The organism is Caulobacter sp. GW821-FHT12D05 (assembly GCF_058807295.1).
On record NZ_JBXAQO010000004.1, the window covers coordinates 149,339 to 173,982 of the forward strand.

A 24,644-nucleotide genomic window follows, 5' to 3' on the forward strand; every position below is an offset into this window, starting at 1 on the left:
GGAAGATACCGAGCCCGCCCGATACAACGGAGGGCCTGAAGGCTCAAGCGGGCGAATTGCCCCAGCCTTCCTTAAGGAAGCGGCTGCGTACGGTTTCGACGGCCTGGTCCGTCGTGATGTCCGCGATTCGACCTTCGCCGCCGTCCAGGCGCGAGAGCCACTTCGAATAGGCTGGCACGGGCGCGGTGCCCATCAGTCCGACACAGGGCGTGCCGACGGCGGCGGCGACGTTCAGTGCCCCTGAGTCGTTGCCCAGGAAGCCCGCCGATAGCGAGATCAGCGCCGCCGACTGGTCCAGCGGCAGGTCGCAGGCCACGACATTGCCCGGCAGGTCACCGATCGCCGTCTTGGCGGTCTCGGCCTCGTGCGGACCGCCGACCCAGAACACCGTGCCGAAGAGGTTGGAAAGCCGCTGGGCGGCTTGCGCGAACCGTTCGGCCGGCCAGGTGCGGGCCGGCTCGCTGGCGCCGATGCCCAGGGCCAGCCACGGACCGGGCTTGTCGGCGTACCTGGCCTTCACCGCCGCGATGGCCTGCGGGTCCAGCTTCAGCTCGGGCTCACGGCTGGTCACGACCAGGCCGTGGACCTTCTCGAAGGCCTCCAGCTTGTCGATCCGGTGAGCGGGCCGCATGGCCTTGGGCAGATAGGGTCCGGTGGTCAGGAAGCTCTCCTGACCGTGACCCAGGCCAAAGCCCCGCCGCTCGGGCACGCCGGCCAGGAAGGCGGCGATGGCGGGGCGGTCGATCTTTTCCAGGATCCAGACAGCGCGCGGCTTTTCGGCCTTGCACAGGCGGTAGAAGTCCAGCGTCTCGCGCACGCCCTTCAGCCTGTCCTTGTAGTGTGGGGCGTGCAGCACGCGCTCGACCGAAGGCTCAACCTTCAGCACCTCGGACGCCCGGCTGGACGGCCGCGCCACCAGCACGACCTTGCTCTCCGGCGTCGTCGCCGCGATCGCCCGGATCGTCGGCAAGTGCCACATCAGGTCGCCGATCCCACGATCGGGGGCGTAGACGAGGACGGGACCGGCCACGACGCTTAGGCCCAGGCCGCCAGCAGTCCGCGAAGCCCGGCCACGAAGGCCAGGGGCTGATCGATCATCACGTGGTGGTCGGCGTCGGGTAGGGGCAAGAGCAGCACGTCCTTGGGCATTTGCTCCAGCATATAGTCCAAGGTGTCGCTGCGCATCAGGTTCGACCGCTCGCCCCACATCAGGGCCGCCGGACAGGCGATCTGCGGCAACAGCAGCCCCAGGTCCGGCATCCGGAAATTGTGCCAGAGGTCGGGGTCGAACTTCCACGTCCAACCGCCGTCGACTTCCTTCAAGGACCGCCGCGCGATGTAGTCAGCGATGTAGAGGTTCTCGCAGGGCTGGGGCGGGGCCAGGCGGAAGCGGTTCAGGCCTTCCTCCAGCGTCGGATAGACCCGCTGCCCCAGGCCCGAGCGCGGTGGCGGGCCTTTCCAGCGCTTCTCTGGCGGCTGGATGCTGCTATCGACCATGATCGCCCCGCGCAGGCGCTCGGGGTGGCGCGCGGCGCAGTACAGGGTCGGGAAACCGCCGAACGAGTGACCGACCACGATCGGCTTCACGCCGCCGGCCTCCAGGCCAGCGGCCTGGACAGCGGAAAAAATCTCACTCGCGAACAGCTCGGCGCTGTAGGCCTCGCGCCAGTCGCTGCCGCCCATGCCCGACCACGAGATCGCCGCCACGCGCCAGTCTTTCGCGAAGAACGGCGCGATGAAGCTCCACCAGTCGGCGTGGGCGCCGTTGCCGTGCAGGAACAGCAGACCCGGCTTGCCGACCTCGCCCCAGGTCAGGAGCTCGATCTGCGCGCCCTCGACCGCGATCCTCGAGCGCTCGGGTTCCTGGGCGATGGCCGCGTCGAACCAAGCCGGCGCGGGAGGCGATTCACCAGCGAACGGGGCCAGCAGCGAAGCGGGCTGGGCCTGGTCGTCAGCCACCGGCGGCCTCCGTATAGGCCAACTCGCCGGGACGCGGCTTGCGGGGGCTCAGCGCCTTGAAGACGCCTGTGCCGGTGATCAGCGTCCGGTCGCCGGCCCAGATGCGGCCGCGCACGGTGAACAGCAGGTCCTCCTCGCCGATCAGCTCGCCCTCGCCTTCCACCCAGTCGCCCAGCTTCGCGCCCGAGAGGAAGTCGCACATCAGCCGCACCGTGACCCAGCTGTAGGACTTCTGCAGCGAGATGATCCGGCCCCAGGCCATGTCGGCGAAGCTCATCAGCATGCCGCCGTGGCAGTTGCCCAGGCCGTTGGTGTGGTGCTCCTCGACCCGGAACGCCAGGCGCGCCTGGCCGGGACCTTCACGGTGCTCGAACAGCGGGCCGATCTGGCGACCGAAGCCTCGGGACCAGTTCAGCTGGTTGAAGCCCTCGGGGATGGCGGCGGTCTGGGCGTCTGTCAGGTCGTCGGACATACGGTCAGGCTAACGAGCGTTTGAAAAAAGAAAAGCCTTCCGTAAGGACGACGCCCTGGCCGGCATCTAACCTTTCGAAACGGGGGACGGATGGGCCGCACTGAAGACGATTTCGCGAACTGGCTGGCGCCGCATCTGCCGATGCTGCACCGGACGGCCCGCGCCTTCGCCGCCCCGGCCGACCAGCACGACCTCCTGCAGGAGCTGTCGCTGGCGCTGTGGAAGGCCCGACCCAGGTTTGACGAAGCGAACGTGGCCGGCGCGTTCGCCTATCGCGTAGCCCACAACGCCGCCCTCACCTGGCGGCGCGGCGAAACCCGCCGACGGCTGCGCGGCGTGGCGATCGAGGCCGAGCTGCTGATGCGAGACGCCGGGACCGATCCGCAGGAGGCCCTGCTGGAACGGCTCTACGCCGCCATCCGCCAGCTGGAGCCGGTGGAGCGGTCGCTGATCCTGCTGTCGCTGGACGGGGTCTCGTACGCCGAGATCGCCCGCCTGCACGGCTTGACCGAAACCAATGTCGGGGCGCGCCTGACCCGTATCCGTCAGCGCGTCTCCAAGCTCGTGGAGGGCTCCGGCGATGGAGTTTGAACACCTGGAAGCCGCCTGGAACTCGCCGGCCAACACGCCGGACGAGAAGGCCAAGGCCTATCTGATGGAGGAAGTGATGAAGTCGCTGAAAGCTCGCCGCCGTGGCGAATTGCTACTGTTCGTCCTGCCTGTGACCGCCATGACGATCTTCACGAGCATCGCGATTCAATCGGTCATCTCGGGCCGCCTGGACCTGGCGCGAGAGTGGGGCGGGATGGCCATGCTGGGTGTCTGCTGGCTGATCGTGGCGGCGGTGCTGGTCGCCACGATCCTGCTGCGCCACCGCCGGTGTTCGGATCGCGGCTCCGTGCGCGACACGCTCTCCGCCATGCTGGCGGCCAACCGCCGGGCGCGGACCAATATGAGGATCTTCTGGATGATGCTGCCCGTGTTCTTCGCGCCGATGATCACCAGCGTCTGGCAACTGCATGACGTCGGCAAGGCCACCGAGCGCGACGCCTGGCAGATGCTGTTCGTCTTCGGCGTCGCCATGGTCGCCAGCGTCGGCTGGAATCTGGGCCGCTACTTCCTGGTGATGAAGCCTGAGCAGCGGCGTCTGGAAGGGCTGCTCAGCGAGTACGAGAACTAGAGCCCGACCGCGCCGAGCGCAGCCCGCTGCCGCTCGGCGACGGCTTCTTCGGAGAACCCTTCCAGCGAGGCCTCGAACAGCTGCTTCCAGTTATGGCTGGCGCCCAGGTGCAGGAAGGCAGCCCCCAGGCCGATCGCCGCCCGGTCCATGAACACGAACTCGCGCGGAATGGTCACCGGCCCCTTGGCCTTCAGGGCCTGACGCACCTTGAAGGCCTCGCGACGGCCGTACTCGCCGGGCGGCACGTCGTCGGCCACGGTGCGGACCCGGTCGTCCAGCAGCGGACCGTAGATGAAGCGGGCCCAGACGTTGAGGGTGTCGACCAGGTCGTCGTTCAGCCCGGTGAAGCCCCAGCTGCGATAGGACTCCATCTGCTCGGCGCGGTCGTCGTTGGACAGCGCCCGATAGAGCCGCACCACCCCGGCCACGAACTTCGGCGGGAACACGCGGATGCAGCCGAAGTCGAGCAAGTTCAGATGCGCCGCCCCCTCGCCCGTGAAGCTGTAATTGCCCAGATGCGGGTCGCCGTGGATGACGCCCAGATGGGTCATCGGGCTCCACCAGGCTTCGAACAGCAGGGCGGCGATGCGGTCGCGGACCTCTTGCGGGGCGGATTTGAAGGCCAGCAGCCCCTGCCCGTCCAGCCAGGTCATCGACAGGAGGCGCCCTGTGGATAACTCCGGAACCGGCGTCGGTGTGCGGATGTCGTCACGGCCGGCGAAGAAGTTGGCGTACACGGCCATCATCTTGGCCTCGCGCTCGTAATCCAGCTCCTCGCGCAGGCGGTCGCCGATCTCGACGATCATCTCGGACGGGTCGATCGAGCCGTCCATGCGCTTGAAGAGGCCAATCAGGGCGCGCAGCTGGCCAAGGTCGCTTTCGACCGCGCTCTGCATGTCGGGGTACTGGAGCTTCACGGCGATGGCGCGGCCGTCGTGGGTCGTGGCGCGATGCACCTGGCCCAGCGAGGCGGCCGCGGCGGCCTCGTGCTCGAAGCTCTTGAACTTGCCCTGCCAGTCCGCCCCCAGCTCAGCCGCCATGCGCCGGCGCACGAACGGCCAGCCCATGGCGGGCGCGTTGGTCTGGAGCTCGGCGAACTCCTTAGCGAACTCTGGCGGCAGGAGGTCAGGCACCGTGGCGAACATTTGGGCCGCCTTCATCAGCGGACCTTTCAATCCACCGAGAGCCGCCTTCAACGCCTTGGCGTTGCGAGCGTTGGCGTCGTCGCCGGCGAAGACCCTGTTCGCGCCATAGCTGACGGCAGCGCCCGACAACCCCGCCCCAACCTTGGCGAAGCGGGAGAGCCGGCCCGACAGCCGATCGCGTTCGGGGTCATCGGCCATCAGGCGAACTGGCTCGGGTCGTAGAAGAACCGCTCGCGAACGATCAGATCGCCCTCCCAGTGCTGGTGGGCCAGCTCCTCGAAGCGCCGCGTCACGCCGTCCTTGCCGGTCATGTGGAAGACCCAGCGGATCACCACCTGGTCGCCGTCGTGGATCACGTCACCGGCCGGCTCGGTCTCCATCTTGGCCAGCCGCGCCAGGGCGGCCGCCTCGTGGGCGACCAGGACGTCACGCCCCACACGCGGCGGGGCGTTGTTCTCCTGCATCGTCGCGTCCGGCGCGTAGAAGCGCTCGATCGCCTCGACATGCTCGTTTCGGACCACGGTGGCGATGAAATCGGCCAGGCGTTCCTGGGTGGGCATGTCGCGTCGCTCCGTCAGACGAGGGCTTCGAACTCGTCCACCAGCCGCTCCAGCTGCGAACAGCCGGCGGCCCAGAACGCCTTGTCCCTGGGGTTCAGGCCGAAAGGGGCCAGGGCCTCGACATAGGTGCGCGTGCCGCCCGCCGCGAGGAGGTCCTCGTACAGCGGCGCGAATTTCGCCGGATCCTCGCGGCGCTTCTCCATCAGGCCGCGCACCAGAAGGTCGCCGAACGCGTAGGCGTAGACGTAGAACGGCGCGTGGCAGAAGTGGCTGACATAGGCCCAGTAGTGCTCGTAGCCCGCGTTCAGCTTCACGGCCGGGCCCAGGCTCTCGCCCATCACCTCCAGCCACAGGCCGCCGATCTGGTCGGGCGACAGCTCGCCTTCGAGGCGGGCCTCGTGGAAACGGCGTTCAAAGCGGTGGAAGGCGATCTGGCGGACCACGGTGTTGAGGCCGTCCTCGATCTTGCCGGCCAGCAGGCCCTTGCGGTCCTCGGGCGTGGCCTCGGCCAGCAGGCGATCGAACACCAGGCCCTCGCCGAAGATCGAGGCCGTCTCGGCCAGGGTCAGGGGCGTGTCGGCGAGAAGCGTGCCCAGCGGCTGACACAGGGTCTGGTGCACGGCGTGGCCCAGCTCATGGGCCAGGGTCAGCACGTCGCGGCGCTCGCCCATATAGTTCATGAACACGAACGGATGGCGGTCGGCCGTCACCGGATGGGCGAAGGCCCCCGACTGCTTGCCGGCGCGCGGGCGGGCGTCGATCCACGGGCGGTCGAAGAACACCCGGGCGGCGTCGGCGAACTTGGGGGCCAGGTCCTGAAAGCTCTCCAGCACCATGCCCTTGGCCTCGTCCCAGGCGTAGGCGCGCGGGGCGGCGGCGGTCAGCGGGGCGTTGCGGTCCCAGTAGTCCAGGACGTCCAGGCCCATGACCTTGGCCTTCAGCGCGTAGTAGCGGTGCGACAGGCGCGGATAGGCCTCGACCACCGCCTGCTCCAGGGCGTCGACGGCGTCGCCATCGACCTCGTTGGCCAGGTGGCGCGACTGGGCGGGGGTCTCGTAGTGGCGCCAGCGATCCTCGACCTGCTTCTCGAAGGCCAGGGTGTTGAGCGCCAGGGCCTGGGTCGAGGCGCGCTCTTCCAGCGCCTTGGCCAAGCCGTCGGCCGCCGCCTTGCGGCGCGCGACGCTGGGGTCGGACAGGCGGTTCAGCGCCTCGGGCAGGGTCAGGGTCTCGTCGTCGGCCTTGGCGGTGAGCTTGGCCAAGGTCTCGTCGTACAGGCGCACCCAGTTGGCGACGGCCGGGGCCTTGTCGACGATGAAGCGCTCCAGCTCCGGCGACAGCTCGTGCGGCCGCGACAGGCGCACGCGGCGCAGCCAAGGCGACCAGCGGGCGGCGTCGGGATGGGCCTTCAGCGCGGCGGTGATTTCGGAGTCTTCCAACTGGTTCAGCTCCAGCGTGAAGAACAGACTCTCGGCGGCGATCTGCGAGGAGCGGGCGCGAAGATCCGCCTCGAACTTGGCCCAGGCGGGGTCGTCGCGGGCGACCGAGGCGGCCAGGCCGGCATAGGCGCCGACAGCCCATAGGCCGTTGGTGGCCTGCTCGTAGAGAGAAATGCCGCGATCCAGCAGCACGCCCAGGCGCTGGGGCTCCTTCCGGGCCTCCAGGAACATCCCCTCCAGCGAGGCCAGCTCGTCATTGGCGGCCTTGGCGGCGGAGAGGTCGGTCTCGATACGCGGATCGTCTCGGCCGACATACAGATCGGCCAGGTTCCATTCGGGCGGGGCTTCGGGCTTGAAGGGGGCGTTCATGCGTCAGGAGATAGGCCTCCCGCCCCCCTCCGCGCAATGCACGAGCCTGTCAGGCCTTTGCTACGGTCGGCTCGGCCATCCAGGCGGCGATGCAGGTGACGAGGTAAGCGACCAGCGGCGAGCCGCCCAGCGACAGCCGGCCTTCACCCAGCGGCGACAGCATCGGCACCACCTGCAGGAACAGCAGGAAGGTCAGGAAGCCCAGGGGCGCTTTCCAGCCCTGCCCCTCCAGACCGCGCCGCCAGCCCCAGGCCGCGCCGGCCAGGGCCAGGAGGCCCATCTCCAGCACCTGCTCGGGCAGCGGATAGTTCCAGAGGCCCAGGCCCACCATCGGCCCGTTCCACAGCAACGGCAGGTCGGGCCGGTGGACCAGGAAGTCGAGCAGCCAGTGCGAGAACACCACCAGGCCCAGGACTAACCCCACACGCCGGGGCAGCTTCAGCAGCAGCATCAGCCCCGCCCCGACCGCGATCGACCACAGCACCGCCGTCGGCAGGCCGTGGGTGTAGGGCATGTAGCTGAGCACCAGGGAGCTGCCGGGCAGGCTGGGATCGACGCCGGCCTTCTCGACGCCGGCCAGGATCAGCCCGCACCAGGCGATGTCGATCGCCTGGCAGCCCAGGACATAGCTCCATAGCGGCGCGCGCGGCTCGGCCGCCCGGGCGGCCAGGGCCGCCGCATAGTGTCCAACGAACATGCCCCTAGACCTCGTACCTTTTGGCGATCGCCTTGGGGGCCACGATCTTCCAGGCCTGCCGCAGGAGTCCAGCCAGTTCGTCGGCCTCGATGTGATCCAGCCGCACCAGGATCGCCGGATAGCCACGATAGTGGTCATCGGTGAAGAACCGTTCGGCGCCGACCTCCAGCAGCAGCTCCTTGGTCTCCATCGTGCAGCGGATGGCGACGACGCCAGGGACCAGCACGCGCTTGGCCTTGGGCTTCTCGCGCGCCAGATAGGCCCAGGCCAGGCCCTTGCCGCCGACCTCGAAGCCGAACTGGCCTTCCGGGCTGACCCCGCCGGTCACCTCGGGCAGGTCCAGGGCCAGCGCCTGCAGTTGCTCCGTGTCGACCATGTCCGCCTCCCCGTAACGCGCTGTTAAGGCTAAAGCTTAAGGTTCTGGGCACGTCTCCGAAAGCCGGTGTTTACCCGGCTACTGTATCACTCTGAACCAACAAGAGCCCTGCTCCATGCGAGCGTGGCCGGTATGGTGGATGTGCCTAATGACCAAAACGGTCCTTGTCGTCGATGACGACCCGACACAACGTCGGCTGATCCAGGCGGTGCTCGAGCGCGAAGGCTTCGCGGTCTCGCACGCCGAGGGCGGCGACGCGGCGATCGCGCACCTGACGTCCGGCGCTCCGGCTGACGTCATCCTGCTCGACCTGGTCATGCCCGGCCTGAACGGCCAGGACACGCTGAAGGAAATGCGCGCCCGCGGCTTCACCCAGCCCGTGATCGTGCTGACCGCCAGCGGCGGCGTCGACACCGTGGTCAAGGCCATGCAGGCCGGGGCCGCCGACTTCTTCATCAAGCCCGCCTCTCCGGAGCGGATCACCGTCTCGATCCGCAACGCCCTGTCGATGGGCGACTTGAAGGGTGAGGTCGAACGCCTGACCAAGCGCGCCGGCGGCAAGACCACCTTCGCGGACCTGATCGGCGGCTCGCCGATCATGTCGATGGTCAAGCGCATGGGCGAACGCGCCGCCAAGAGCGGCATTCCCGTGCTGATCACCGGCGAAAGCGGCGTCGGCAAGGAACTGCTGGCCCGCGCGGTGCACGGCTCGTCCGACCGCGCCGGCAAGCCGTTCGTGGCCGTCAACTGCGGCGCCATCCCCGAGAACCTCGTCGAGTCGATCCTGTTCGGCCACGAGAAGGGCTCGTTCACCGGCGCCTCGGACAAGCACCTGGGCAAGTTCAAGGAAGCCGACGGCGGCACCCTGTTCCTGGACGAGGTCGGCGAACTGCCGCTGGATGTCCAGGTCAAGCTGCTGCGCGCGCTGCAAGAGGGCGAGATCGATCCGATCGGCTCCAAGCGCTCGATCAAGGTCGACGTCCGCATCGTCTCGGCCACCAATCGTGACCTGCAGCAGGCCGTCTCGGCCGGCCGCTTCCGCGAGGACCTGTACTACCGCCTGAACGTCTTCCCGCTGGAGGCTCCCAGCTTGCGCGAGCGCCGCGAGGACATCCCGGCCCTGGTCGAGGCGTTCATCCGTCGCTTCAACGTCGAGGAAGGCAAGCGCGTCATCGGCGCCTCGCCCGAAACGATCGCGCTGCTGACCGCCTTCGACTGGCCGGGCAATGTCCGCCAGCTGGAGAACACGGTCTATCGCGCCATCGTCCTGGCCGACGCCCCGTACCTGCAGCCGTTCGACTTCCCGGCGATTTCGGGCCTGGCCGCGCCGATCGAGGCTGTCTCCGTCGCGCCGAGCCCGCCGCCAGCCGCCCTGCTGCAAGCCGCCCACGCGGCCATGTCCGCCCCGACGACGGCGGCCGAGGCCCCGGTGCGCATCCTCGACGACCGCGGTCACCTGCGGACGCTGGAGGACATCGAGCGCGACCTGATCCAGCACGCGATCGACGTCTATGCCGGTCATATGAGCGAAGTGGCCCGCCGCCTCGGCATCGGCCGCTCGACCCTGTATCGCAAGGTCCGCGAGCAGGGCATCGAAGTCGACATGAAGGAAGCGGGTTGATGGCGAGCTTGATGATCTTCCGACCCATCTCGCGCGAGCAGCGCCTGAAGGCGCTGTTGAAGCCGGCCCGGCCGTCCGTTAAACCGACGGCTCAACGCTAAGCGGGGCCGCCCTCGTCCTTCGACAGGCTCAGGATGAGGGCTACTGGTACGGCCATTCAGTCGAGAACCTCATCCTGAGCTTGTCGAAGGACGAGGTTCTCGCCGGCGCCTGACGAACTAGTGACCAGGAGCGACCAGGCTGAGGCTCGGTCGCTCTTCGTCGTCCTGGACCTGGTCGTCCAGCCGGATCCAGCCAGGACCCGACCGCTTGGCCAGGCCTTCGACTTCCAACTGCTCCAGCTCGCGACCGACCTGGACCGGGGTGACCGGACGGCTCCAGCGGTGATCCAGCTGGCGGGCGATCTCGGCCTCGTTGAGGCCCGGCGCCTGGGCCAGGGTCATCAGGATCATGTCGCGGGTCGTGCGCCCTCGCCGGCCGCGTTTGGCCGGGGTCGGCGCCGGCGCGGGGGCCGCCGCCAGCGGCGGCGCGAACGAGGCCGGCTCGCCCGAAGACAGCCGCTCGGCCATGCCGGCCTGCTTCAGCGCGTCGAGCGCCAGGATGATCGCGCGCAACTCGCTCTCGAATGGGGCCTGAGCCCGCCGCTGCGCCTCGATCATACGGGTTTCCAGCTCCGCCTTGCGGCGCAGCAGATATTGATAGGTCGTCGCCATTGTCCCTATTCCGAAGGGGCCGTGGTGTCCGCTCGGCGGCCGATCCAGGCTTTCGCCCGCGCGCATCGAGACTGAGGTCGCCGTGAGCAGCCGCGACCTAGAACCCCACAACAGGATAACTGTTAACTATTTACAATCATTCACATTTTCCGCCTGGAGCGTTACCAAGACCTTAACAGTGATGGGCGAAGACAGTTTTTGGTAAGCCTTTGGGACAAACTTCAGGCTGTGCTTGTCATCTTTTCTCGTGACGTCGCAATCATGGCGATAGTGAGACCGACCAAGAACAGATGCGCAGCTAGACCATTGATGAAGCTTGACAATACAAACGGTCCGCGGGGTCCGACCTGGGACAAAGGCAGCACCACATAGTTCATCACGACGTATGTAGCTGCACCGTATGCGAGACCCATAATGACGGGTCGGCGCGTTAACACTCTAAGTCGCTGACTGGCCACGACATAGACGGCGACCATCACCGCCATGATCGCGAAATGCAGGGCAAGGCCCAGGGCCGCCGTCTGCGCCCCGCCCTTGAAGGCCGCCTTGCCCAGCAGGCCGCTGGCGATCGACTGGAAGATCCGCTCGGGCGGCACGCCCTTGGTGATCCCCCACCAGAGGCAGGCGTCGGTGATATCGAGGGTCCCGGCCACGATCGTGGCCAGCAGGATGGTCAGCGCGAGATCGCGCCAGGACGACTTGCCGGTTTCCATGTGTTTTCTCCCCAGAAGCTGAGGAGTTAAGCGCGAAACGGTCGCGCGGACGTCCGGCCTGGTCGCGGGAACGTCAGCCTTCGTCGCTTTCCGGCTCGGGTTCCGGACGCCCACGGCGCTGGAAGCCCTTGCCGCGGCTCATGGGCTTCTTCTCGCCCTTCGCTTTGCGGACGATCTCTTTCAGCTTGATGGTCTGGTTGCCCGACAACGCCTGGCCGCGTCCGCCCTTTTCAGGATCGGCGAAGGCCCGGCCATAGGTCTCGACGCGCTGGGCGACGCTGGTCAGGAACTCGCCCTCCCATTCGGAGAGCTCGACGCCCGACTTCTCGGCCGCGCGCTTGGCCCGCTTGAGGGCGTTCAGCGCGGCCTTCTTGGCCTGTTCTTTAGGATCGGGCGGCTTGGCGCGCATGGCGGAGGACTATCCCCGCCCCCGCGCGCCAAAGCACGTAAGAAAAACTTAGATCTCGCCGATGGCCGAGAGGTACAGGTCCAGGATGGCGTCTTCTTCCTGGCGCTTGGCGCGGTCCTGCTTGCGCAGGCGGACCACCTTCTTCAGCACCTTGACGTCGAAGCCGTTACCCTTGGCTTCGTTATAGACTTCCTTGATCTGCTCCATGATCTCGGCCTTTTCGACCTCGAGCCGCTCGACGCGGTCGACGATCGACTTCAGTTGGCCCTGGGCGGTGCTGTTCAGAACGTCGGCGTGGGGAACGGCGTCGTCGGCCATGCGGAGATCTCGCGAGAAGGCTGGAATTGGGAGGCGCGGAACCTAGTTCGAAGCCGCGCCCCTGGGAAGCGGGATTCAGCGACCTTCCACTGTTACCTGCCTTCGATCCTGGCGCGGGCGATCTCCGCCATGGCGGCCAGATCGAGGTTCTTGTCGTCGCCGCTCAGCAGCGACTCCAGGCTGGCTTCGGCCAGGTCCGCCAGCGGCATGGACAGGCCCTTGGCCTCGGCGGCGTCCAGCACCAGGCGCACGTCCTTCAGGCCGAGCTCCGCGGCGAAGCCCGGCGGGGTGTAGCGGCGCTCGGCGATCATCGCGCCATAGATCTTGTAGATCGGGGCGGCGAACAGGGTGGACGACAGCATGTCCAAGAGGTCGGGTGCGGCGACGCCGTAGGCTTCGCCCAGGGCGACGGCCTCGCCCATGCTCTCGATGGCCGAGACGATCATGAAGTTGCCGGCCAGTTTTAGCGCGTTAGCGCGGACGGGATCCTCGCCCAGCGGCCAGACCTTGGCGGCCAACAGGTCCAGCACCGGCTGGGCCTTGGCCACGGCGTCGGCGGAACCGGCCGAGAGGACGTTCAAGCCCCCGGCCTGGGCCACGGGCGGGCGGCCGAACACCGGGGCGGCGACATAGCCCAGACCCAGCTCGGCGTGCAGGGTCGCGAGCTCGGCGGCCAGATCGGTCGAGATGGTGGCGTGATTGACGTGGACCACGCCCTTCTTCGCGCGAGCCAGCACACCGCTGTCGACCAATACCTCGCGCATGGCCGCGTCGTGGGCCAGCATGGAGAGGACGATGTCGGCGGCGAAGGCCTCGTCGGCGGTCGCGGCGGGCGTCGCGCCCTCGGCGGCCAGCTCATCGACGATGGCCCGCGAGCGGTTCCACACCGTCACCGACACGCCCTTGCCCAGCAGGTTGCGCACCATGGCCGCGCCCATGGCGCCCAGGCCGACAAAACCGACGTTCATGCGAGTTCTCCCCAGTTGGGAAATCTAGAGCAGCCCGTGCCGCTCGAACGCGGCGCGCAGCTGCGCCGGATCCGTGAAGTGGTGGGTGTGGAAACCCATGTCCATGGCCGCCTCGATATTGGCGATACTGTCGTCGATGAACAGCAGGTCGGAGGCTTGGAGGCCCGTGCGCTCCAGCACGATCTCGTAGATCCGACGGTCGGGCTTGATGACCTTCTCGTCGCCCGAGACGATGGCGTCGCGGAAATAGCCGAAGTGGCGGGGCGAGATCGCCTGCACCGCCGGCCACTTGCTCTGGGGCATGTTGGTCAGGGCGAACTGAGGCACGTCGCGCTCGGCCAGGGCGTCGATCACCGCGGCCGTCTCAGGGATAGGTCCCGACAGCATCTCGTGGAAGCGCTCATCCCAGGCGCGGATCGCGTCGGCATGCTCCGGGAAGCGCGCGATCAGCGGCGCGGCATTCTCAGGAAAGCCGACGCCCTTGTCGTGCTCGACGTGCCAGGGGATGGTGCAGACATGCGAAAGGAACCGGTCGAGATCGGCCGGTTCCTTGAACATCTTCGCGTACGGTGCGCGGGGATCCCAGCGCACAATGACATTGCCGACATCCCAGAGAACGGCTCTGGGACGCGTCAAGGTCATTAGCCTTGCTTGGCTTTGAAGCGCGGGTCGGTCTTGTTGATGATGTAGATGACGCCCTTGCGGCGAACCATCTTGCAGTCGCGGTGGCGACCCTTCAGCGACTTCAGCGAGCTGCGAACCTTCATGACCGTCTCTGTACTTCGGCGGAGAGGTTCGGGCGCGTACAAGATGACGGCCGGAACATCCGGGGTGTTTCGGAGGCGGTGCGTATAAGTGCGACGCGGCTCGGAGTCAATGCGCTCAAGGGCCTTTCACAATAGAGTCTTCGGGGCTTCAGGGGAACTTCACCCGTCTGGCGCGCTTGTGATTGAAGCTTTTACTCGAACCCCGGTAGCTTCCGCCTCATGGCCATGGATCGTCGCGTCTTTCTCGTCCTCTTGCTCGCCGGCTGCGCGGACACCTCTCCGCAGGGCCCGCTGACCGCCGTCAGCCCGCCGCCGCCGCCCGCGCCGAGGCCCCAGCCCAGCGCGCCGACTCAGGGTCCGGCCACGCCGGTGCCGGCAGGCGAGCTGGCCTTCGACACGTGGCTGCTGGACTTCCGGGGCCGCGCCCTGGCCGCCGGCCTGTCGCCGCAGCTGCTGGACCGCGAGCTGTCGGGCGTCACGCCCGATCCCAAGGTCATCAGCCTGGACAGCCGCCAGCCGGAGTTCTCCAAGCCGGTCGGCGCCTATATCGCCGGGGTGATCAGCGACGATCGTGTCGCCGTGGGCCGCCGCAAGCGCGACGAGCTGGCTTTCCTGCCGACCATCGAGGCTCGCTACGGCGTGCCGCGCGACATCCTGCTGGCTGTCTGGGCGATGGAATCGGCGTTCGGCCAGCTGCAGGGCAATTTCGACGTCGTCCGCTCGATGGTCAGCCTGGCCGCCGACGGCCGCCGCCGCGCCTGGGCCGAGGGCGAGCTGATCGCGGCGCTCAAGATCATCGATTCGGGCGAGGTCACCCGCGCCCAGCTCAAGGGCTCGTGGGCCGGAGCCATGGGCCAGACCCAGTTCATCCCGTCCAGCTATCGCGCGACGGCCGTCGACTTCGACGGCGACGGCAAGCGCGACATCTGGGGCTCGGACGCCGACAGCCTGGCCTCGGCCGCCAACCTGCTGGCCAAGGGCGGCTGGAAGCCCGGCGTGGGCTGGGCCAAGGAAGTGATCCTGCCGGCCGGCTTCGACTATTCGGTCACCGAGGTCGAAAAGCAGATCCCCGCCTGGTGGGAAGCCCGCGGCGTGCGCCGCGCCGACGGCCTGCCCTGGACGGCGGCCGACGCCGCCCAGCCGGCCATGCTGATCCTGCCCTCGGGCGCGGCCGGTCCGGCGTTCCTGGCGCTGCCGAACCACTTCGCGATCCGCACCTATAACAACTCGACATCCTACGCCCTGGGCATCGGCTTGCTGGCCGACCGCTTCGGCGGCGGCGGACCGCTGGTCACCGCCTGGCCGGTCGAGACGCCCCTGGCCCTGGCCGACCGCATGGCCGCCCAGATCGCCCTGGCCCGCGTCGGCTTCAACCCCGGCCCAGCCGACGGCGTCATCGGCGCCGGCACCCGCAAGGCCCTGCGCGCCTGGCAGCAGAGCAACCAGCTGCCGGCCGACGGCTATCTGTCTAACGACATGGTGGCGCGGCTGAAGGCCCAGGCGGGGATTACGCCGTAGCCACTTCCATCCAGATCGAGCGGCTCTCGCCCGGCTGAAGCGTCACCATGCCAGTCTCCCCTTCCCCGAACGGGTTGGGGCGGCTGGCGCAGGGTTCGACGCAGTAGTGGTCCTCGCCCGGCGGCACATAGACGTGCAGCCAGTGGCATTCGGCCGAGGCGGTGACGACCGTGTCCGGCTGGCCGGGCGCGGAGAGCACCGCCCGCTGGTTCCAGCCGGTGTAGCAGTGGTCGATTAGGCCATGGCCCTCGACCGCCGCGCCGGCGGCCCAGTCGGCTTCCCATGGCCCCGCATGGTGGACGGTCGGCAGCACATCGGCGTCGATCATCCAGACGCCATCATTGGCGGCCGTCAGCACCTCGCCGTCGCGGCGCGGGAAGTAGGGGTGGAAGCCCAGGCCGGCCGGCATGGCCGTGTCGCCGACGTTGGTCACGGTCAGCTCTATGCGCAAACCGGTCTCGCTCAGCACGAGGCGCTGCTCGGCGCGATAGGCCCACGGCCAGTCGCCGGGCGCGTGGTCATAAGAGAGCACCGCCTCGCCGCCCTCGGCTTTCTCCACCGTCCAGGCCGCGCGCCAGCCCTGGCCGTGCAGCGTGTGCGGATGGCCCGCCAGGTTCGGCGGCAGCACGACCTCGCGCCCCTCGAAGGTGAAGCGGCCGTTCGGGATGCGATTGCAGAACGGCACCAGCGGGAAGCTCGACGCCAGCAAGGCGTCGGTCGCGCCGTCCGCCATCGGCCGCAGCACGTCGCGGCCGTCGATCGTGAAGGCGGCGATCGCGCCGCCGACCTCGGGCGCGAGCACGAGACGGGCCGAGCCCTTTTCGATCACGGTCATGGACGCTGCTCCCAGATTGTTAGCGGTCTCACTGCCTTGCGCCCCGTCCCGACGCAAGCTCAACTGCCCGCATGGTCGAGACCCTTTCCGCCAAGGACGCGCGGCGCATCGCCCTGGCGGCCCAGGGCTTCGGACGCCCCCGCCCGGCCGCGCCCGGCAAGCGCCACCTGCTCTCCACGATCGAGGCCCTGGGCGTCGTGCAGATCGACTCGGTCAATGTTCTCTCGCGCTCGCACTACCTGCCGTTCTTCTCGCGCCTGGGTTCCTACGACCGGACCCTGCTGGACGACCTGGCCTGGGGGAAGAAGCGCGCGCTGGCTGAGTACTGGGCGCACGAGGCCTCGCTGACGCCGCTGTGGATCCATCCGCACCTGCGCTGGCGCATGGAGGACGCCGCTCAGGGCGTCGGTGTCTGGAAAAACGTCTCGGCCTTCCTGCATAGCCACGCCGACTTCATCGACCAGGCCCTGGCGGCCGTCACCGAGCGCGGTCCGATGGCGGCTTCGGAGCTGGAGCTGGGGGCCAAGGGCGAAGGCGGCTGGTGGGGCTGGAGCGAGGGCAAGCGGGCCATGGAGTGCCTGTTCTGGACCGGCCGCCTGACCACCGCCACGCGCCGCAACAGCTTCGAGCGGGTCTACGGCCTGCCCGAGCGGGTGCTGCCCAAGTCCGTGCTCGACACCGCGACGCCCGACCGCGCCGAGGCCTGCCGTGAGCTCTTGAAGATCTCGGCCCGCGCCATGGGCGTGGCGACCGAGCGCGACCTGCGGGACTATTTCCGCCTGGGCGTGACGGACGCGCGCGACGGCGTCGCGTCCCTGGTCGCCGACGGCACTCTACTGAAGGTCGCAGTAACGAGCTGGGATACTCCGGCCTATCTGTGGCCAGAAACCCGCCGTCCTCGCGCGGTGAAGGCCAACGCCCTGCTCTCGCCCTTCGACAACCTGATCTGGTTCCGCGACCGGACCGAGCGAATGTTTGGCGTCCGCGTGCGGCTGGAAATCTATACCCCGGCCCACAAGCGCACCCACGGCTACTATGTTCTGCCTTTTCTTCAGGACGAGGCGATCACCGCCCGCGTGGACCTGAAAGCCGACCGCAAGGCCGGCAAGCTGCTGGTGCTGGCCGCCCATGCCGAACCGGACGCGAACGCCGATACCGCTACCAGGCTGGCCGGCGAGCTAGCCCTTATGGCGTCCTGGTTGGGGCTTTCCGGCGTGGAAGTTCGCCCCATGGGCGATCTGGCGCCCGCTCTGGGTTCAATCGTCCGTCTCGGGACGTGAAAGAGGGTTCGACTGGACTGTAAAGCATTGTAAAAATGCTGCTCAAAGTCGAGCAACCAAGGGCGGGGCAAGGTAGAGATGGATGGCTGGTCGCCTTCTCGTCGCCCCACCGACAGTGAGCTGACCGCGGCGCGTCTCGCTCCCCCGCGAGGCGCGCCACCTCCCAGCTTAATGGACCAGATGAAAGTCGCCCTGCTCGACGACGATCAAAGCCACAATGCGCTTGTCGCCTCTGTGCTAGATCCCGCTGGTTTCACGTGCACCAGCTTCACCCAGCCATCGCGTTTCCTGGCCGAGCTGCGCAAGCAGACGTTCGACCTGGTGATTCTGGATTGGAACATGCCCGAGCTGTCGGGCGTGGAGACGCTGAAGCTGCTGCGCGAGGATCCGGCCACCGCGCCGCCCGTGCTGCTGCTGACCAGCCGCTCGATCGAGGCCGACCTGGTCGCGGGCCTGAACGCCGGCGCCGACGACTACATCGTCAAGCCGCTGCAACCTCAGGTGCTGCTGGCGCGGGTCAACGCCGTGGTGCGCCGCATCCACCGTCCGCCGGTCCAGCCGCAGACCGAGCAGCACGGCCAATACCGCCTGGACCCCGGCGCCCAGACCGCCAGCTGGAACGGTCACGTCGAGGCGCTAACGCCCAAGGAATTCCAGCTGGCGTCGTTGCTCTTCAACAACCTGTCCCGTCCGCTGTCGCGCGAATATCTGCTGCGCCGGATCTGGGGACAGCGGCCCGATCTCGAGACCCGGACCCTGGACGCCCACGTCTCACGCCTGCGCGCCAAGCTGCACCTGCGGCCCAGCAACGGTTTCCGACTGAGCACGGTCTACGGTTTCGGCTATCGTCTGGAAGCCTGCGATCCCGAGACGGCGGAAGCGAGCGCGGGCGGGGGAGACTGAAGACCATGACCAAGGCTGTGGGGGCGGGTCTGATCCTGGCGGCGATGCTGGGCGGCAGCGCATTTGCGCAAGCAAGGCCGGCCGGCGAGGCGCCGGTGGCCTATGTGGTCAAGCCGGGCGACACCCTGATCGGCCTGGGCCGCGCCTATCTGAACAAGCCGGGCGACTATCGCACGGTGCAGAAGGCCAACCGGGTGCAGCAGCCCACGCGCCTTCGTCCGGGCTCGCAGCTGAACATCGACCCGAACCTGCTGAAGTCGACGCCGATCGCCGCCAGTCTGTCGGCCTTCACCGGCCCGGTGTTCATCGAGACCAATGGCCAGCGCGCGCCGGCCCGCGTGGGCATGGCCCTGACCGAGGGCCAGGTGGTGATCACCGGCGCCAACGCCTTCGCCACCTTCGAGCTAGAGGACGCCTCGCGCGTCACCCTGCCGTCCAACACCCGCGTGCGCATCGCCAAGCTGCGCCAGGTGCTGATCAACAACGCTCCGCAGCGTGTGTTCCAGCTGGACCAGGGCCGCGGCACGATCTCAGCTACCCCGACCACCAATCCGGCCGGCCAGTTCGAGGTCCGCACGCCGGTCTCGGTCTCGGCCGTACGCGGCACCGAGTTCCGCGTCGGCGCCGATGGCGACAAGGCCCAGACCGAAGTCCTGAAGGGCGCCGTGGGCGTCGATCCCGGCGCGGTGGCTTCGGCCAATCCGCCCGTGCCGGCGGGCTTTGGCGTCAGCGCCGCGGCTGGCGGCGTCAGCGCCCCGGTCAAGCTGCTGCCCGCCCCCAAGCTGGGCGACGGCGGCCAGACCCAGGGCGACAAGACCGTCCACTTCACCGTCCAGCCGATCGCCGGCGCGGCGGCCTACCGCCTGCAGCTGTCGCGCGACGCCGGCTTTGTCGACATCTTCGCTGAGGCCACCGTCAAGGAACCCGCGACCGACTTCGGCGAGGTCGCCAACGGCACCTATTTCGTTCGCCTGACGGCCCTGGACGGCGGCGGGCTGGAAGGCTTCCCGGCCGACTACAGCTTCGACCGCGACCTCGACACCCTGGACGCCGGCGCGCCGGGCGACACCCGCGAGGGCAAGCACCGCAAGTTCCTGTTCCGCTGGAGCTCGGCCGGCGACGGCGTGCGGGTCTATCGCTTCCAGCTGTTCAATGAGGGCGGCAAGGTCGCATTGGTCGACCAGCCGGGCCTGTCCGAACCGCAGGTGACCCTGACCGACCTGCCGCCCGGCGCCTATGCCTGGCGCGTCGTCGCCGTCCGCTTCAAGAACGGGACGACGACCGAGAAGGTCGGGGCGCTGCAAACCCTGCAGATCGGCAAGTGACACAGGGCGGCGCCAGGGCCCAGCGCGCCTCCATCATCGGCGGGGGCCGCCTGCTGTCATGGCTGCTGCTGGCGATCGTCTCCAGCCTGGTGTTCGCCGTCTTCGCCGTCTCGCCGCCCAAGCGGGTGGACGACGTGCTGTACGACGTCCTGGCCCGGTCCAATGGCCGCGTACCCGACGCCTCGATCCTGATTGTCGACATCGACGACCGCAGCCTGGCCGAGCTGGGCGCCTGGCCGTGGTCGCGCGACGTGCACGGCGCGATGGTCGACCGGCTGAACGACGCCGGGGCCAAGACCATCGTCTACGACGTGCTGTTCAGCCAGCCCTCGCCCGATGCGTCCCACGACCGCGCCCTGGGCGAGGCGATCGCCCGCTCGGGCAAGGTCTATCTGCCCCAGTTCCTGCAGGACGCCGGGACGAACGCGCCACCGCGCATCGTCGGCTCGACCCAAGAGATCGCCCATGGCGCGGCCGGCGTCGGCCTGGCCCATGTCCGCTTCGACGACGACGGCGTGGTGCGCCGCATGGCCCCGTTCGAGGCCAATGGCCCGGCGCTCAGCCCCGACCTGATGACCGTGGTCCACCGCGCCACCCGCGAGCCCGGCGACCGCGATCCGACCCGCAGCCTGGACCAGACCCTGCTGATCCCGTTCGCCGGCCCGCCGTCGATCTACCGCCATGTCAGCTTCGCCAGCGTGCTGGAAGGCGAAGTGCCGCCGTCGCTGATCGCCGGCCGCACCGTCTTTGTCGGCCTGACCGCGCCGGGCCTGGGCCCCGCCTTCCCGACCCCGGTGACGCCGGACGCCGCCAGCATGACCGGCGTGCAGTTGCAGGCCTCGATCCTGGACGGCCTGCGCAGCGGCCTGATGGTCAAGCCGGCCGGGCCGTGGGGTCGCGTGGCCTTCAGCCTGACCCTGCTGTGGCTGCTGATGGTCGGGTTCCTGGTTCTGCCCCCGCGCGCCAACCTGGTGCTGACCATCGGCCTGTGCCTGCTGGGCCTGGCCTATTCGGCGGCGATGTTCTGGCTAGGCCACTTCTGGCTGTCGCCGATCACCACGGTCATCGGCCTGAAGCTGGTCGCGCTGGTCTGGGGCTGGATGCAGCTGGGCCGGGTCAACGACCTGCTGGGCCGCGAGCTGGCGCGAGTGCGCGGCATCGTCCGCGGTCGCGGCGCGCCTGCCCGCGAGATCGCCAAGGAATTCGAGAGCGACGTCGTCGCCCGCCAGGCGCTGGACCTGGGCGAGGCCATCACCCGCATCGACGACCTGCGCCGCTTCTCGGCCGACGCCCTGTTCAGCCTGCCCGACGCCACCCTGGTCGCCGACGCGCGCGGCCGGGTTATCGCCGCCAACGCCGCCGCCCAGACGCTGTTCCGACCCTCGCAGGCGGTGCTGCACGGCGCGTCCCTGGCCGATCTGATCAACACCCTGGAGCCGCTGGGCCGCCGCTTCGAGCTGGACTGGCCGCAGGAAACCGAGCGTCACGACCCGATCGACCTGCACCTGCCCGACGGTCGCGCCTACCAGCTGCAGACCGTGTTCCGGACCAACGAAGTGGGGGTCGGGGCCGGCTGGATCGTGCGCCTGGCCGACATCTCGATCCTGACGGCCGCCATGCGCCAGCGCGAGCAGGCCCTGCAGCTGCTGACCCACGACATGCGCTCGCCGCAGACCTCGATCCTGGCCCTGCTGGCCACCACGCCCGACGTGCCGCCTGAACTGGCCGAGCGCATGTCGGCCTATGCCAAGCGCACCCTGGCCCTGGCCGACGGCTTCGTGCAGCTGGCGCGGGCCGAGGTGACCCCGGTGTCGCTGGAGCCGGTCGACCTGTCCGATATCGCCATCGAGGCCATCGACGAGGTCTGGCCCCAGTCGGCGCAGCGCAAGATCAAGATCAAGCAGGTCGGCGACGACATGCCCCTGATGGTGCTGGGCGATCGCAGCGTCCTGGCCCGCACCCTGGTCAACCTGCTGGGCAATGCGGTGAAGTACAGCCCCGAGGGCTCGACCATCACCGTCACCCTGTCGGAAGAACCCTCGGCCACCGGCCCCACCGCCAATGTCGCCATCGCCGACCAGGGGCCGGGCTTCTCGCGCGAGGAGGCGGCCACCGCCTTCAGGCCGTTCGAGCGTTTCGAGCGTCCGGGCCATGACTTCGCGACCAATGGTGTGGGTCTGGGCCTGGCTTTCGTGCACGCCGCCGTCGCCCGCCATGGCGGCGAGGTCTCGTGCCGCAGCGAACCGGGCGTGGGCGCGGAGTTCACCGTGCGCCTGCCGCGTCACGGCCTCAGTGTTGAATCCGTCTCAGCCCTTAGCGGGCGTCTGTAGGGCGTAGACGAGCAGGTCGGCGACATCGGCCGGCTCGCCCTTGCGCACGCGGATCGACGACCAGGCCGTGGTCTTGCCGGTCTTGGCGTCGACGACCGCCAGGGTGACCGTGCGGGCCGGACCCTGGTGACCCCAGAACTGCCACCAGCGCCGCTTTTCGGCCTGGCTGCGCCACGCGGTCGTGTCCAGGGCGCCGGCGGCGGAAGAGACCCCCATGGCCGGCGGCGCGACCGCCACCCCGACCTGGACCAGATAGGCGGGCTGGCCGCCGGTCACGCCGCCCAGGCGGTTGATGGCCTGGCCCTGCACGGCCTTGGCGAAGGCGGCGTCGTCGCCGTCGGCCTGGCTAGAGAAGGCGGCGACCGCCGCGCCCTTCACGGCGGACACATCGCCCTGCCCCACCGCGCGCGGCGTGGCGCAGGCGCTCAGCGCCAGGAGCGCCGTCCCGGCCAGGACAAGCATAGGTGCGCGCATGATCTTTTTCGCCCCGAGAACCACGATCGTTCAGAAGATAGCGCGGGTTGAGCTTCCGGTCACGTTTACCAGAAAGTCACGCTAGCCAGGCGCCAACGGCCGCGCCGCCTAGGACGATGACCAACCAGATGAGCGCGGCGAGACCGATGGCGAGGATCAGCGGCGCCAGACGGCGGCGACGCCCCGAGGGCTGCGGCATGGCGCTGATCCGGCTCATTCTTATCGCGCGCTCCCATTCGCGTTGAACAAGGTTAAAGAGCACGTCCGCGCGCGGGACCAGAGGTTGCGGCCTTGATTTTACAATGGATTACATTGTCCAGGTACGCCGAACGCGGACATTTCGCGCCCCACGGCAGCGCTGCGAAAGACGGCGCCGCGCTTCGGCGACCGCCGCGACATTTCGCCACAGAAATATATCGGACGGGCGAGCGCCAGCCTGTCTCGACCGGATGGTTTTCGAAGCTTCGGTAGGAAAAACGCCGCTATTGGACCCGCAAAGCGCCTTTTCGCGGCCCGCGCGGTAGCCTATCCAGCGTCCCGGGGGCGGCGACTGACGGTCGAACAAACGATCGTCTTTCCGCCAAAAAGATGGATAGTGCTGCGCCCTGGGGGCGTCGATTGGCGGATGTGGGTGATCTTTTGAGCGTAGCGGACTCGGACAAGGCCGCACTGCTGGGCCTGTACGAGGAAAAGCGCGCCAATCTGGTGCGCTTCTTCGCCGCGCGCCTGGGCTCGCGCGCCGAGGCCGAGGACCTGATCCAGGATCTGTATCTCAAGATCAGCGCCATGGAGGCCGTGGGTCCGATCGACAATCCGTCGGCCCTGCTGCACCGCATGGGCCAGAACCTGATGCTGGACCGCCTGCGCAGCCAGAAGCGGTCGGGGACGCGCGACAACGAGTGGCGCAGCGTCAACACCACCAACTTCGCCGGTCAGGAGATCGCCGACGAGCCGGCGGCGGACGAGATCGTGGCCGGACGCCAGCGGCTGAAGGCTCTGGTCGAGGCCGTCGAGGACCTGCCGGAGAAGACCCGCCAGGCCTTCCAGCTGCACAAACTGGACGGCCACAGCCATGTCGAAACCGCAAAACGCATGGGCATTAGCGTCAGCACCGTCGAAAAACACATAAGCTCGGCCTTAAAGACCCTGACGAGGCGCCTCCGGTGATTTATGCATTCGCACATGGGGGACGATGCTCATCGGCGCCGTCTACGGTCTGGGGGATGATGGATCCTCGTCGGAGCAACACCGGATGAGCCGGTCAGCGCAACATCTGCAAGAGGCGGCCGATTGGCTGACCCGACTGCAGCGGCCGGAGGTCGAAGAGACCGACTGGCTGGCGTTTGACGCCTGGCTCAGCGAGCCCGGTGCGCAGGAGGCGTATGACGCCATCCAAGCCGTCGACGAGGAGATCTTCCAGCGAGGTTCGGCCGTCCGGGGGGAATTGGCCGTTCCGAAGCGCGCCGTGGCGGCGAAGCGGGCGTTCACGATCGACTGGCGTTGGCTGGGCGGTCTGGGCGCCGCCGCCGCCGCGGCGGCCGTCGCCATCGTCGTCGCGCCGTGGGGCGAACTGCTGCCCCAGCCCGACACGCTGTACACCACCGCCAAGGGCGAGAACCGCGCGGTCCAGCTGGCCGACGGCAGCCACATCGATCTGAACACCGACTCGCACCTGTCGGTCCGCTTCGACAAGGAATCCCGCCGCGTCACCGTGCACGACGGCCAGGCCCTGTTCGACGTGGCCCACGACACGGCCCGCCCCTTCCTGATCACCGCCGGCGACGAGACCGTGCGCGTGGTCGGCACCAAGTTCGACGTCCGCCGCCGTGACGGTCAGCTGACCGTCACCGTGCTGCGCGGCCTGGTCGAGGTCTCGACTGACGGCGAAGACTCGCCCGTGCGCCTGCGCCCCGGCCAGATGCTGGAGCATGTCGAAGGCGCGACCGGCATCATCGTCCGCAACGTCGCGGCCGAGGATCAGGTGGGCTGGCGCTCGGGCCGTCTGGTCTATCGCGACCAGCCGCTGGGCCGCATCGTCAGCGACATGAACCACTACTTCGAGCGTCCGCTTCGCCTCGAAGGTGAAAACACGGCGAATCTCAAGTTCTCCGGCGTATTGATCGTGGATGGGCAGGATGCGATGGTCCGCCGCCTAACCAGCCTCATGCCGATTGCGGCGACGCCGACTGATGATTCGATTGTCCTGCGCGGAAAGACCTCCACGCCGAACTGACGCGCGGGCCCGATCCTGAGACGGGCCTCGCTTCTCCTTGCCG

28 protein-coding genes and 1 pseudogene are annotated in these 24,644 nt (G+C 68.4%); 11 read left to right on the top strand and 18 right to left on the bottom strand.

Annotation, left to right across the window (positions count from 1 at the left end):
• Positions 1-43: 43 nt before the first annotated feature.
• The 3 genes from AC1RRR_RS18775 to AC1RRR_RS18785 are packed head-to-tail and all read right to left on the bottom strand — an operon-like array spanning position 44 to position 2,431.
• Positions 44-979: a glycosyltransferase family 9 protein gene (locus tag AC1RRR_RS18775; RefSeq protein WP_492816560.1), complete on the bottom strand. Its 936-nt coding sequence runs from the start codon at positions 977-979 to the stop codon at positions 44-46.
• A 56-nt stretch (positions 980-1,035) separates the two neighbouring features.
• Positions 1,036-1,959: an alpha/beta fold hydrolase gene (locus AC1RRR_RS18780; RefSeq protein ID WP_492815428.1), complete on the bottom strand. Its 924-nt coding sequence runs from the start codon at positions 1,957-1,959 to the stop codon at positions 1,036-1,038.
• Positions 1,952-2,431, bottom strand: a complete 480-nt coding sequence (locus AC1RRR_RS18785; RefSeq protein WP_492815429.1) for a PaaI family thioesterase — start codon at positions 2,429-2,431, stop codon at positions 1,952-1,954. The genes AC1RRR_RS18780 and AC1RRR_RS18785 overlap by 8 nt, the downstream gene beginning before the upstream one ends.
• Positions 2,432-2,521: 90 nt before the next feature.
• On the opposite strand from AC1RRR_RS18785, the gene AC1RRR_RS18790 reads away from it, so the two are divergent.
• Both AC1RRR_RS18790 and AC1RRR_RS18795 read left to right on the top strand, forming a co-directional pair.
• Positions 2,522-3,022 (top strand): RNA polymerase sigma factor, encoded by a 501-nt coding sequence (locus tag AC1RRR_RS18790; protein ID WP_492815430.1) that lies wholly within the window; start codon positions 2,522-2,524, stop codon positions 3,020-3,022.
• Positions 3,012-3,611: a hypothetical protein gene (locus AC1RRR_RS18795; protein WP_492815431.1), complete on the top strand. Its 600-nt coding sequence runs from the start codon at positions 3,012-3,014 to the stop codon at positions 3,609-3,611. The genes AC1RRR_RS18790 and AC1RRR_RS18795 overlap by 11 nt, the downstream gene beginning before the upstream one ends.
• Here the strand turns inward: AC1RRR_RS18795 and AC1RRR_RS18800 are convergent.
• The 5 genes from AC1RRR_RS18800 to AC1RRR_RS18820 are packed head-to-tail and all read right to left on the bottom strand — an operon-like array spanning position 3,608 to position 8,194.
• Positions 3,608-4,954, bottom strand: a complete 1,347-nt coding sequence (locus AC1RRR_RS18800) for an ABC1 kinase family protein (RefSeq protein ID WP_492815432.1) — start codon at positions 4,952-4,954, stop codon at positions 3,608-3,610. The genes AC1RRR_RS18795 and AC1RRR_RS18800 overlap by 4 nt on opposite strands.
• Positions 4,954-5,316: a nuclear transport factor 2 family protein gene (locus tag AC1RRR_RS18805; protein ID WP_492815433.1), complete on the bottom strand. Its 363-nt coding sequence runs from the start codon at positions 5,314-5,316 to the stop codon at positions 4,954-4,956. The genes AC1RRR_RS18800 and AC1RRR_RS18805 overlap by 1 nt, the downstream gene beginning before the upstream one ends.
• A gap of 14 nt (positions 5,317-5,330) precedes the next feature.
• Positions 5,331-7,121 carry a M3 family oligoendopeptidase gene (locus tag AC1RRR_RS18810; RefSeq protein WP_492815434.1) on the bottom strand — a complete coding sequence of 597 codons (1,791 nt, stop codon included), beginning with the start codon at positions 7,119-7,121 and terminating at the stop codon, positions 5,331-5,333.
• Positions 7,122-7,170: 49 nt separating this feature from the next.
• Positions 7,171-7,818: a hypothetical protein gene (locus AC1RRR_RS18815; RefSeq protein ID WP_492815435.1), complete on the bottom strand. Its 648-nt coding sequence runs from the start codon at positions 7,816-7,818 to the stop codon at positions 7,171-7,173.
• Positions 7,819-7,822: 4 nt separating this feature from the next.
• Positions 7,823-8,194 carry an MmcQ/YjbR family DNA-binding protein gene (locus AC1RRR_RS18820; RefSeq protein WP_492815436.1) on the bottom strand — a complete coding sequence of 124 codons (372 nt, stop codon included), beginning with the start codon at positions 8,192-8,194 and terminating at the stop codon, positions 7,823-7,825.
• 148 nt (positions 8,195-8,342) lie between these two features.
• Between AC1RRR_RS18820 and AC1RRR_RS18825 the strand changes: the two genes are divergently transcribed.
• The gene (locus AC1RRR_RS18825) at positions 8,343-9,815 is read left to right on the top strand and encodes a sigma-54-dependent transcriptional regulator (RefSeq protein ID WP_492815437.1); all 1,473 of its coding nucleotides are present in this window, start codon (positions 8,343-8,345) and stop codon (positions 9,813-9,815) included.
• An 11-nt stretch (positions 9,816-9,826) separates the two neighbouring features.
• Positions 9,827-9,916: a hypothetical protein gene (locus tag AC1RRR_RS18830; protein ID WP_492815438.1), complete on the top strand. Its 90-nt coding sequence runs from the start codon at positions 9,827-9,829 to the stop codon at positions 9,914-9,916.
• 117 nt (positions 9,917-10,033) lie between these two features.
• On the opposite strand, the gene AC1RRR_RS18835 is transcribed toward AC1RRR_RS18830, so the two are convergent.
• From AC1RRR_RS18835 to ykgO, 7 genes are all read right to left on the bottom strand, one after another.
• Positions 10,034-10,528 carry a hypothetical protein gene (locus AC1RRR_RS18835; RefSeq protein ID WP_492815439.1) on the bottom strand — a complete coding sequence of 165 codons (495 nt, stop codon included), beginning with the start codon at positions 10,526-10,528 and terminating at the stop codon, positions 10,034-10,036.
• A 221-nt stretch (positions 10,529-10,749) separates the two neighbouring features.
• Entirely contained in the window at positions 10,750-11,241 is a 492-nt protein-coding gene (locus AC1RRR_RS18840; RefSeq protein ID WP_492815440.1) for a hypothetical protein, read from the bottom strand.
• Between the two features lie 73 nt (positions 11,242-11,314).
• Complete coding sequence (locus AC1RRR_RS18845) at positions 11,315-11,650, bottom strand: hypothetical protein (RefSeq protein WP_492815441.1); 336 nt, start codon at positions 11,648-11,650, stop codon at positions 11,315-11,317.
• A gap of 48 nt (positions 11,651-11,698) precedes the next feature.
• Entirely contained in the window at positions 11,699-11,968 is a 270-nt protein-coding gene (gapR, locus tag AC1RRR_RS18850; RefSeq protein ID WP_172269802.1) for a nucleoid-associated protein GapR, read from the bottom strand.
• Positions 11,969-12,060: 92 nt separating this feature from the next.
• On the bottom strand, positions 12,061-12,936 hold the full coding sequence (locus AC1RRR_RS18855) for an NAD(P)-dependent oxidoreductase (protein ID WP_492815442.1): 876 nt from the start codon (positions 12,934-12,936) through the stop codon (positions 12,061-12,063).
• A gap of 24 nt (positions 12,937-12,960) precedes the next feature.
• Positions 12,961-13,578: an HAD family hydrolase gene (locus AC1RRR_RS18860; protein ID WP_492815443.1), complete on the bottom strand. Its 618-nt coding sequence runs from the start codon at positions 13,576-13,578 to the stop codon at positions 12,961-12,963.
• Positions 13,578-13,703, bottom strand: a complete 126-nt coding sequence (ykgO, locus tag AC1RRR_RS18865; protein ID WP_004616427.1) for a type B 50S ribosomal protein L36 — start codon at positions 13,701-13,703, stop codon at positions 13,578-13,580. The genes AC1RRR_RS18860 and ykgO overlap by 1 nt, the downstream gene beginning before the upstream one ends.
• A 219-nt stretch (positions 13,704-13,922) precedes the next feature.
• On the opposite strand from ykgO, the gene AC1RRR_RS18870 reads away from it, so the two are divergent.
• Positions 13,923-15,221 carry a lytic murein transglycosylase gene (locus AC1RRR_RS18870; RefSeq protein WP_492815444.1) on the top strand — a complete coding sequence of 433 codons (1,299 nt, stop codon included), beginning with the start codon at positions 13,923-13,925 and terminating at the stop codon, positions 15,219-15,221.
• On the opposite strand, the gene AC1RRR_RS18875 is transcribed toward AC1RRR_RS18870, so the two are convergent.
• Positions 15,211-16,056 (bottom strand): aldose 1-epimerase, encoded by an 846-nt coding sequence (locus tag AC1RRR_RS18875; RefSeq protein ID WP_492815445.1) that lies wholly within the window; start codon positions 16,054-16,056, stop codon positions 15,211-15,213. The two genes, AC1RRR_RS18870 and AC1RRR_RS18875, sit on opposite strands and share 11 nt — an antisense overlap.
• A gap of 71 nt (positions 16,057-16,127) precedes the next feature.
• Between AC1RRR_RS18875 and AC1RRR_RS18880 the strand changes: the two are divergent.
• From AC1RRR_RS18880 to AC1RRR_RS18895, 4 genes and pseudogenes are all read left to right on the top strand, one after another.
• A pseudogene (locus tag AC1RRR_RS18880) lies at positions 16,128-17,359 on the top strand (winged helix-turn-helix domain-containing protein).
• A 55-nt stretch (positions 17,360-17,414) separates the two neighbouring features.
• Positions 17,415-18,239 (top strand): response regulator transcription factor, encoded by an 825-nt coding sequence (locus tag AC1RRR_RS18885; protein WP_492815446.1) that lies wholly within the window; start codon positions 17,415-17,417, stop codon positions 18,237-18,239.
• Between the two features lie 5 nt (positions 18,240-18,244).
• Complete coding sequence (locus AC1RRR_RS18890) at positions 18,245-19,564, top strand: FecR family protein (RefSeq protein ID WP_492815447.1); 1,320 nt, start codon at positions 18,245-18,247, stop codon at positions 19,562-19,564.
• Positions 19,565-19,596: 32 nt separating this feature from the next.
• Positions 19,597-21,894, top strand: coding sequence for a CHASE2 domain-containing protein (locus AC1RRR_RS18895; RefSeq protein WP_492816562.1), 2,298 nt, complete (start codon positions 19,597-19,599; stop codon positions 21,892-21,894).
• Here AC1RRR_RS18895 and AC1RRR_RS18900 read toward each other — a convergent pair.
• Together AC1RRR_RS18900 and AC1RRR_RS18905 are read right to left on the bottom strand one after the other, a co-directional pair.
• Positions 21,871-22,368, bottom strand: a complete 498-nt coding sequence (locus AC1RRR_RS18900; protein WP_492815448.1) for a hypothetical protein — start codon at positions 22,366-22,368, stop codon at positions 21,871-21,873. The two genes, AC1RRR_RS18895 and AC1RRR_RS18900, sit on opposite strands and share 24 nt — an antisense overlap.
• A 76-nt stretch (positions 22,369-22,444) precedes the next feature.
• Positions 22,445-22,585 carry a hypothetical protein gene (locus AC1RRR_RS18905; protein WP_492815449.1) on the bottom strand — a complete coding sequence of 47 codons (141 nt, stop codon included), beginning with the start codon at positions 22,583-22,585 and terminating at the stop codon, positions 22,445-22,447.
• Between the two features lie 422 nt (positions 22,586-23,007).
• Between AC1RRR_RS18905 and AC1RRR_RS18910 the strand changes: the two genes are divergently transcribed.
• Both AC1RRR_RS18910 and AC1RRR_RS18915 read left to right on the top strand, forming a co-directional pair.
• Complete coding sequence (locus tag AC1RRR_RS18910) at positions 23,008-23,535, top strand: RNA polymerase sigma factor (protein WP_492815450.1); 528 nt, start codon at positions 23,008-23,010, stop codon at positions 23,533-23,535.
• A gap of 85 nt (positions 23,536-23,620) precedes the next feature.
• The gene (locus tag AC1RRR_RS18915; protein ID WP_492815451.1) at positions 23,621-24,601 is read left to right on the top strand and encodes a FecR family protein; all 981 of its coding nucleotides are present in this window, start codon (positions 23,621-23,623) and stop codon (positions 24,599-24,601) included.
• Positions 24,602-24,644 lie beyond the last annotated feature (43 nt).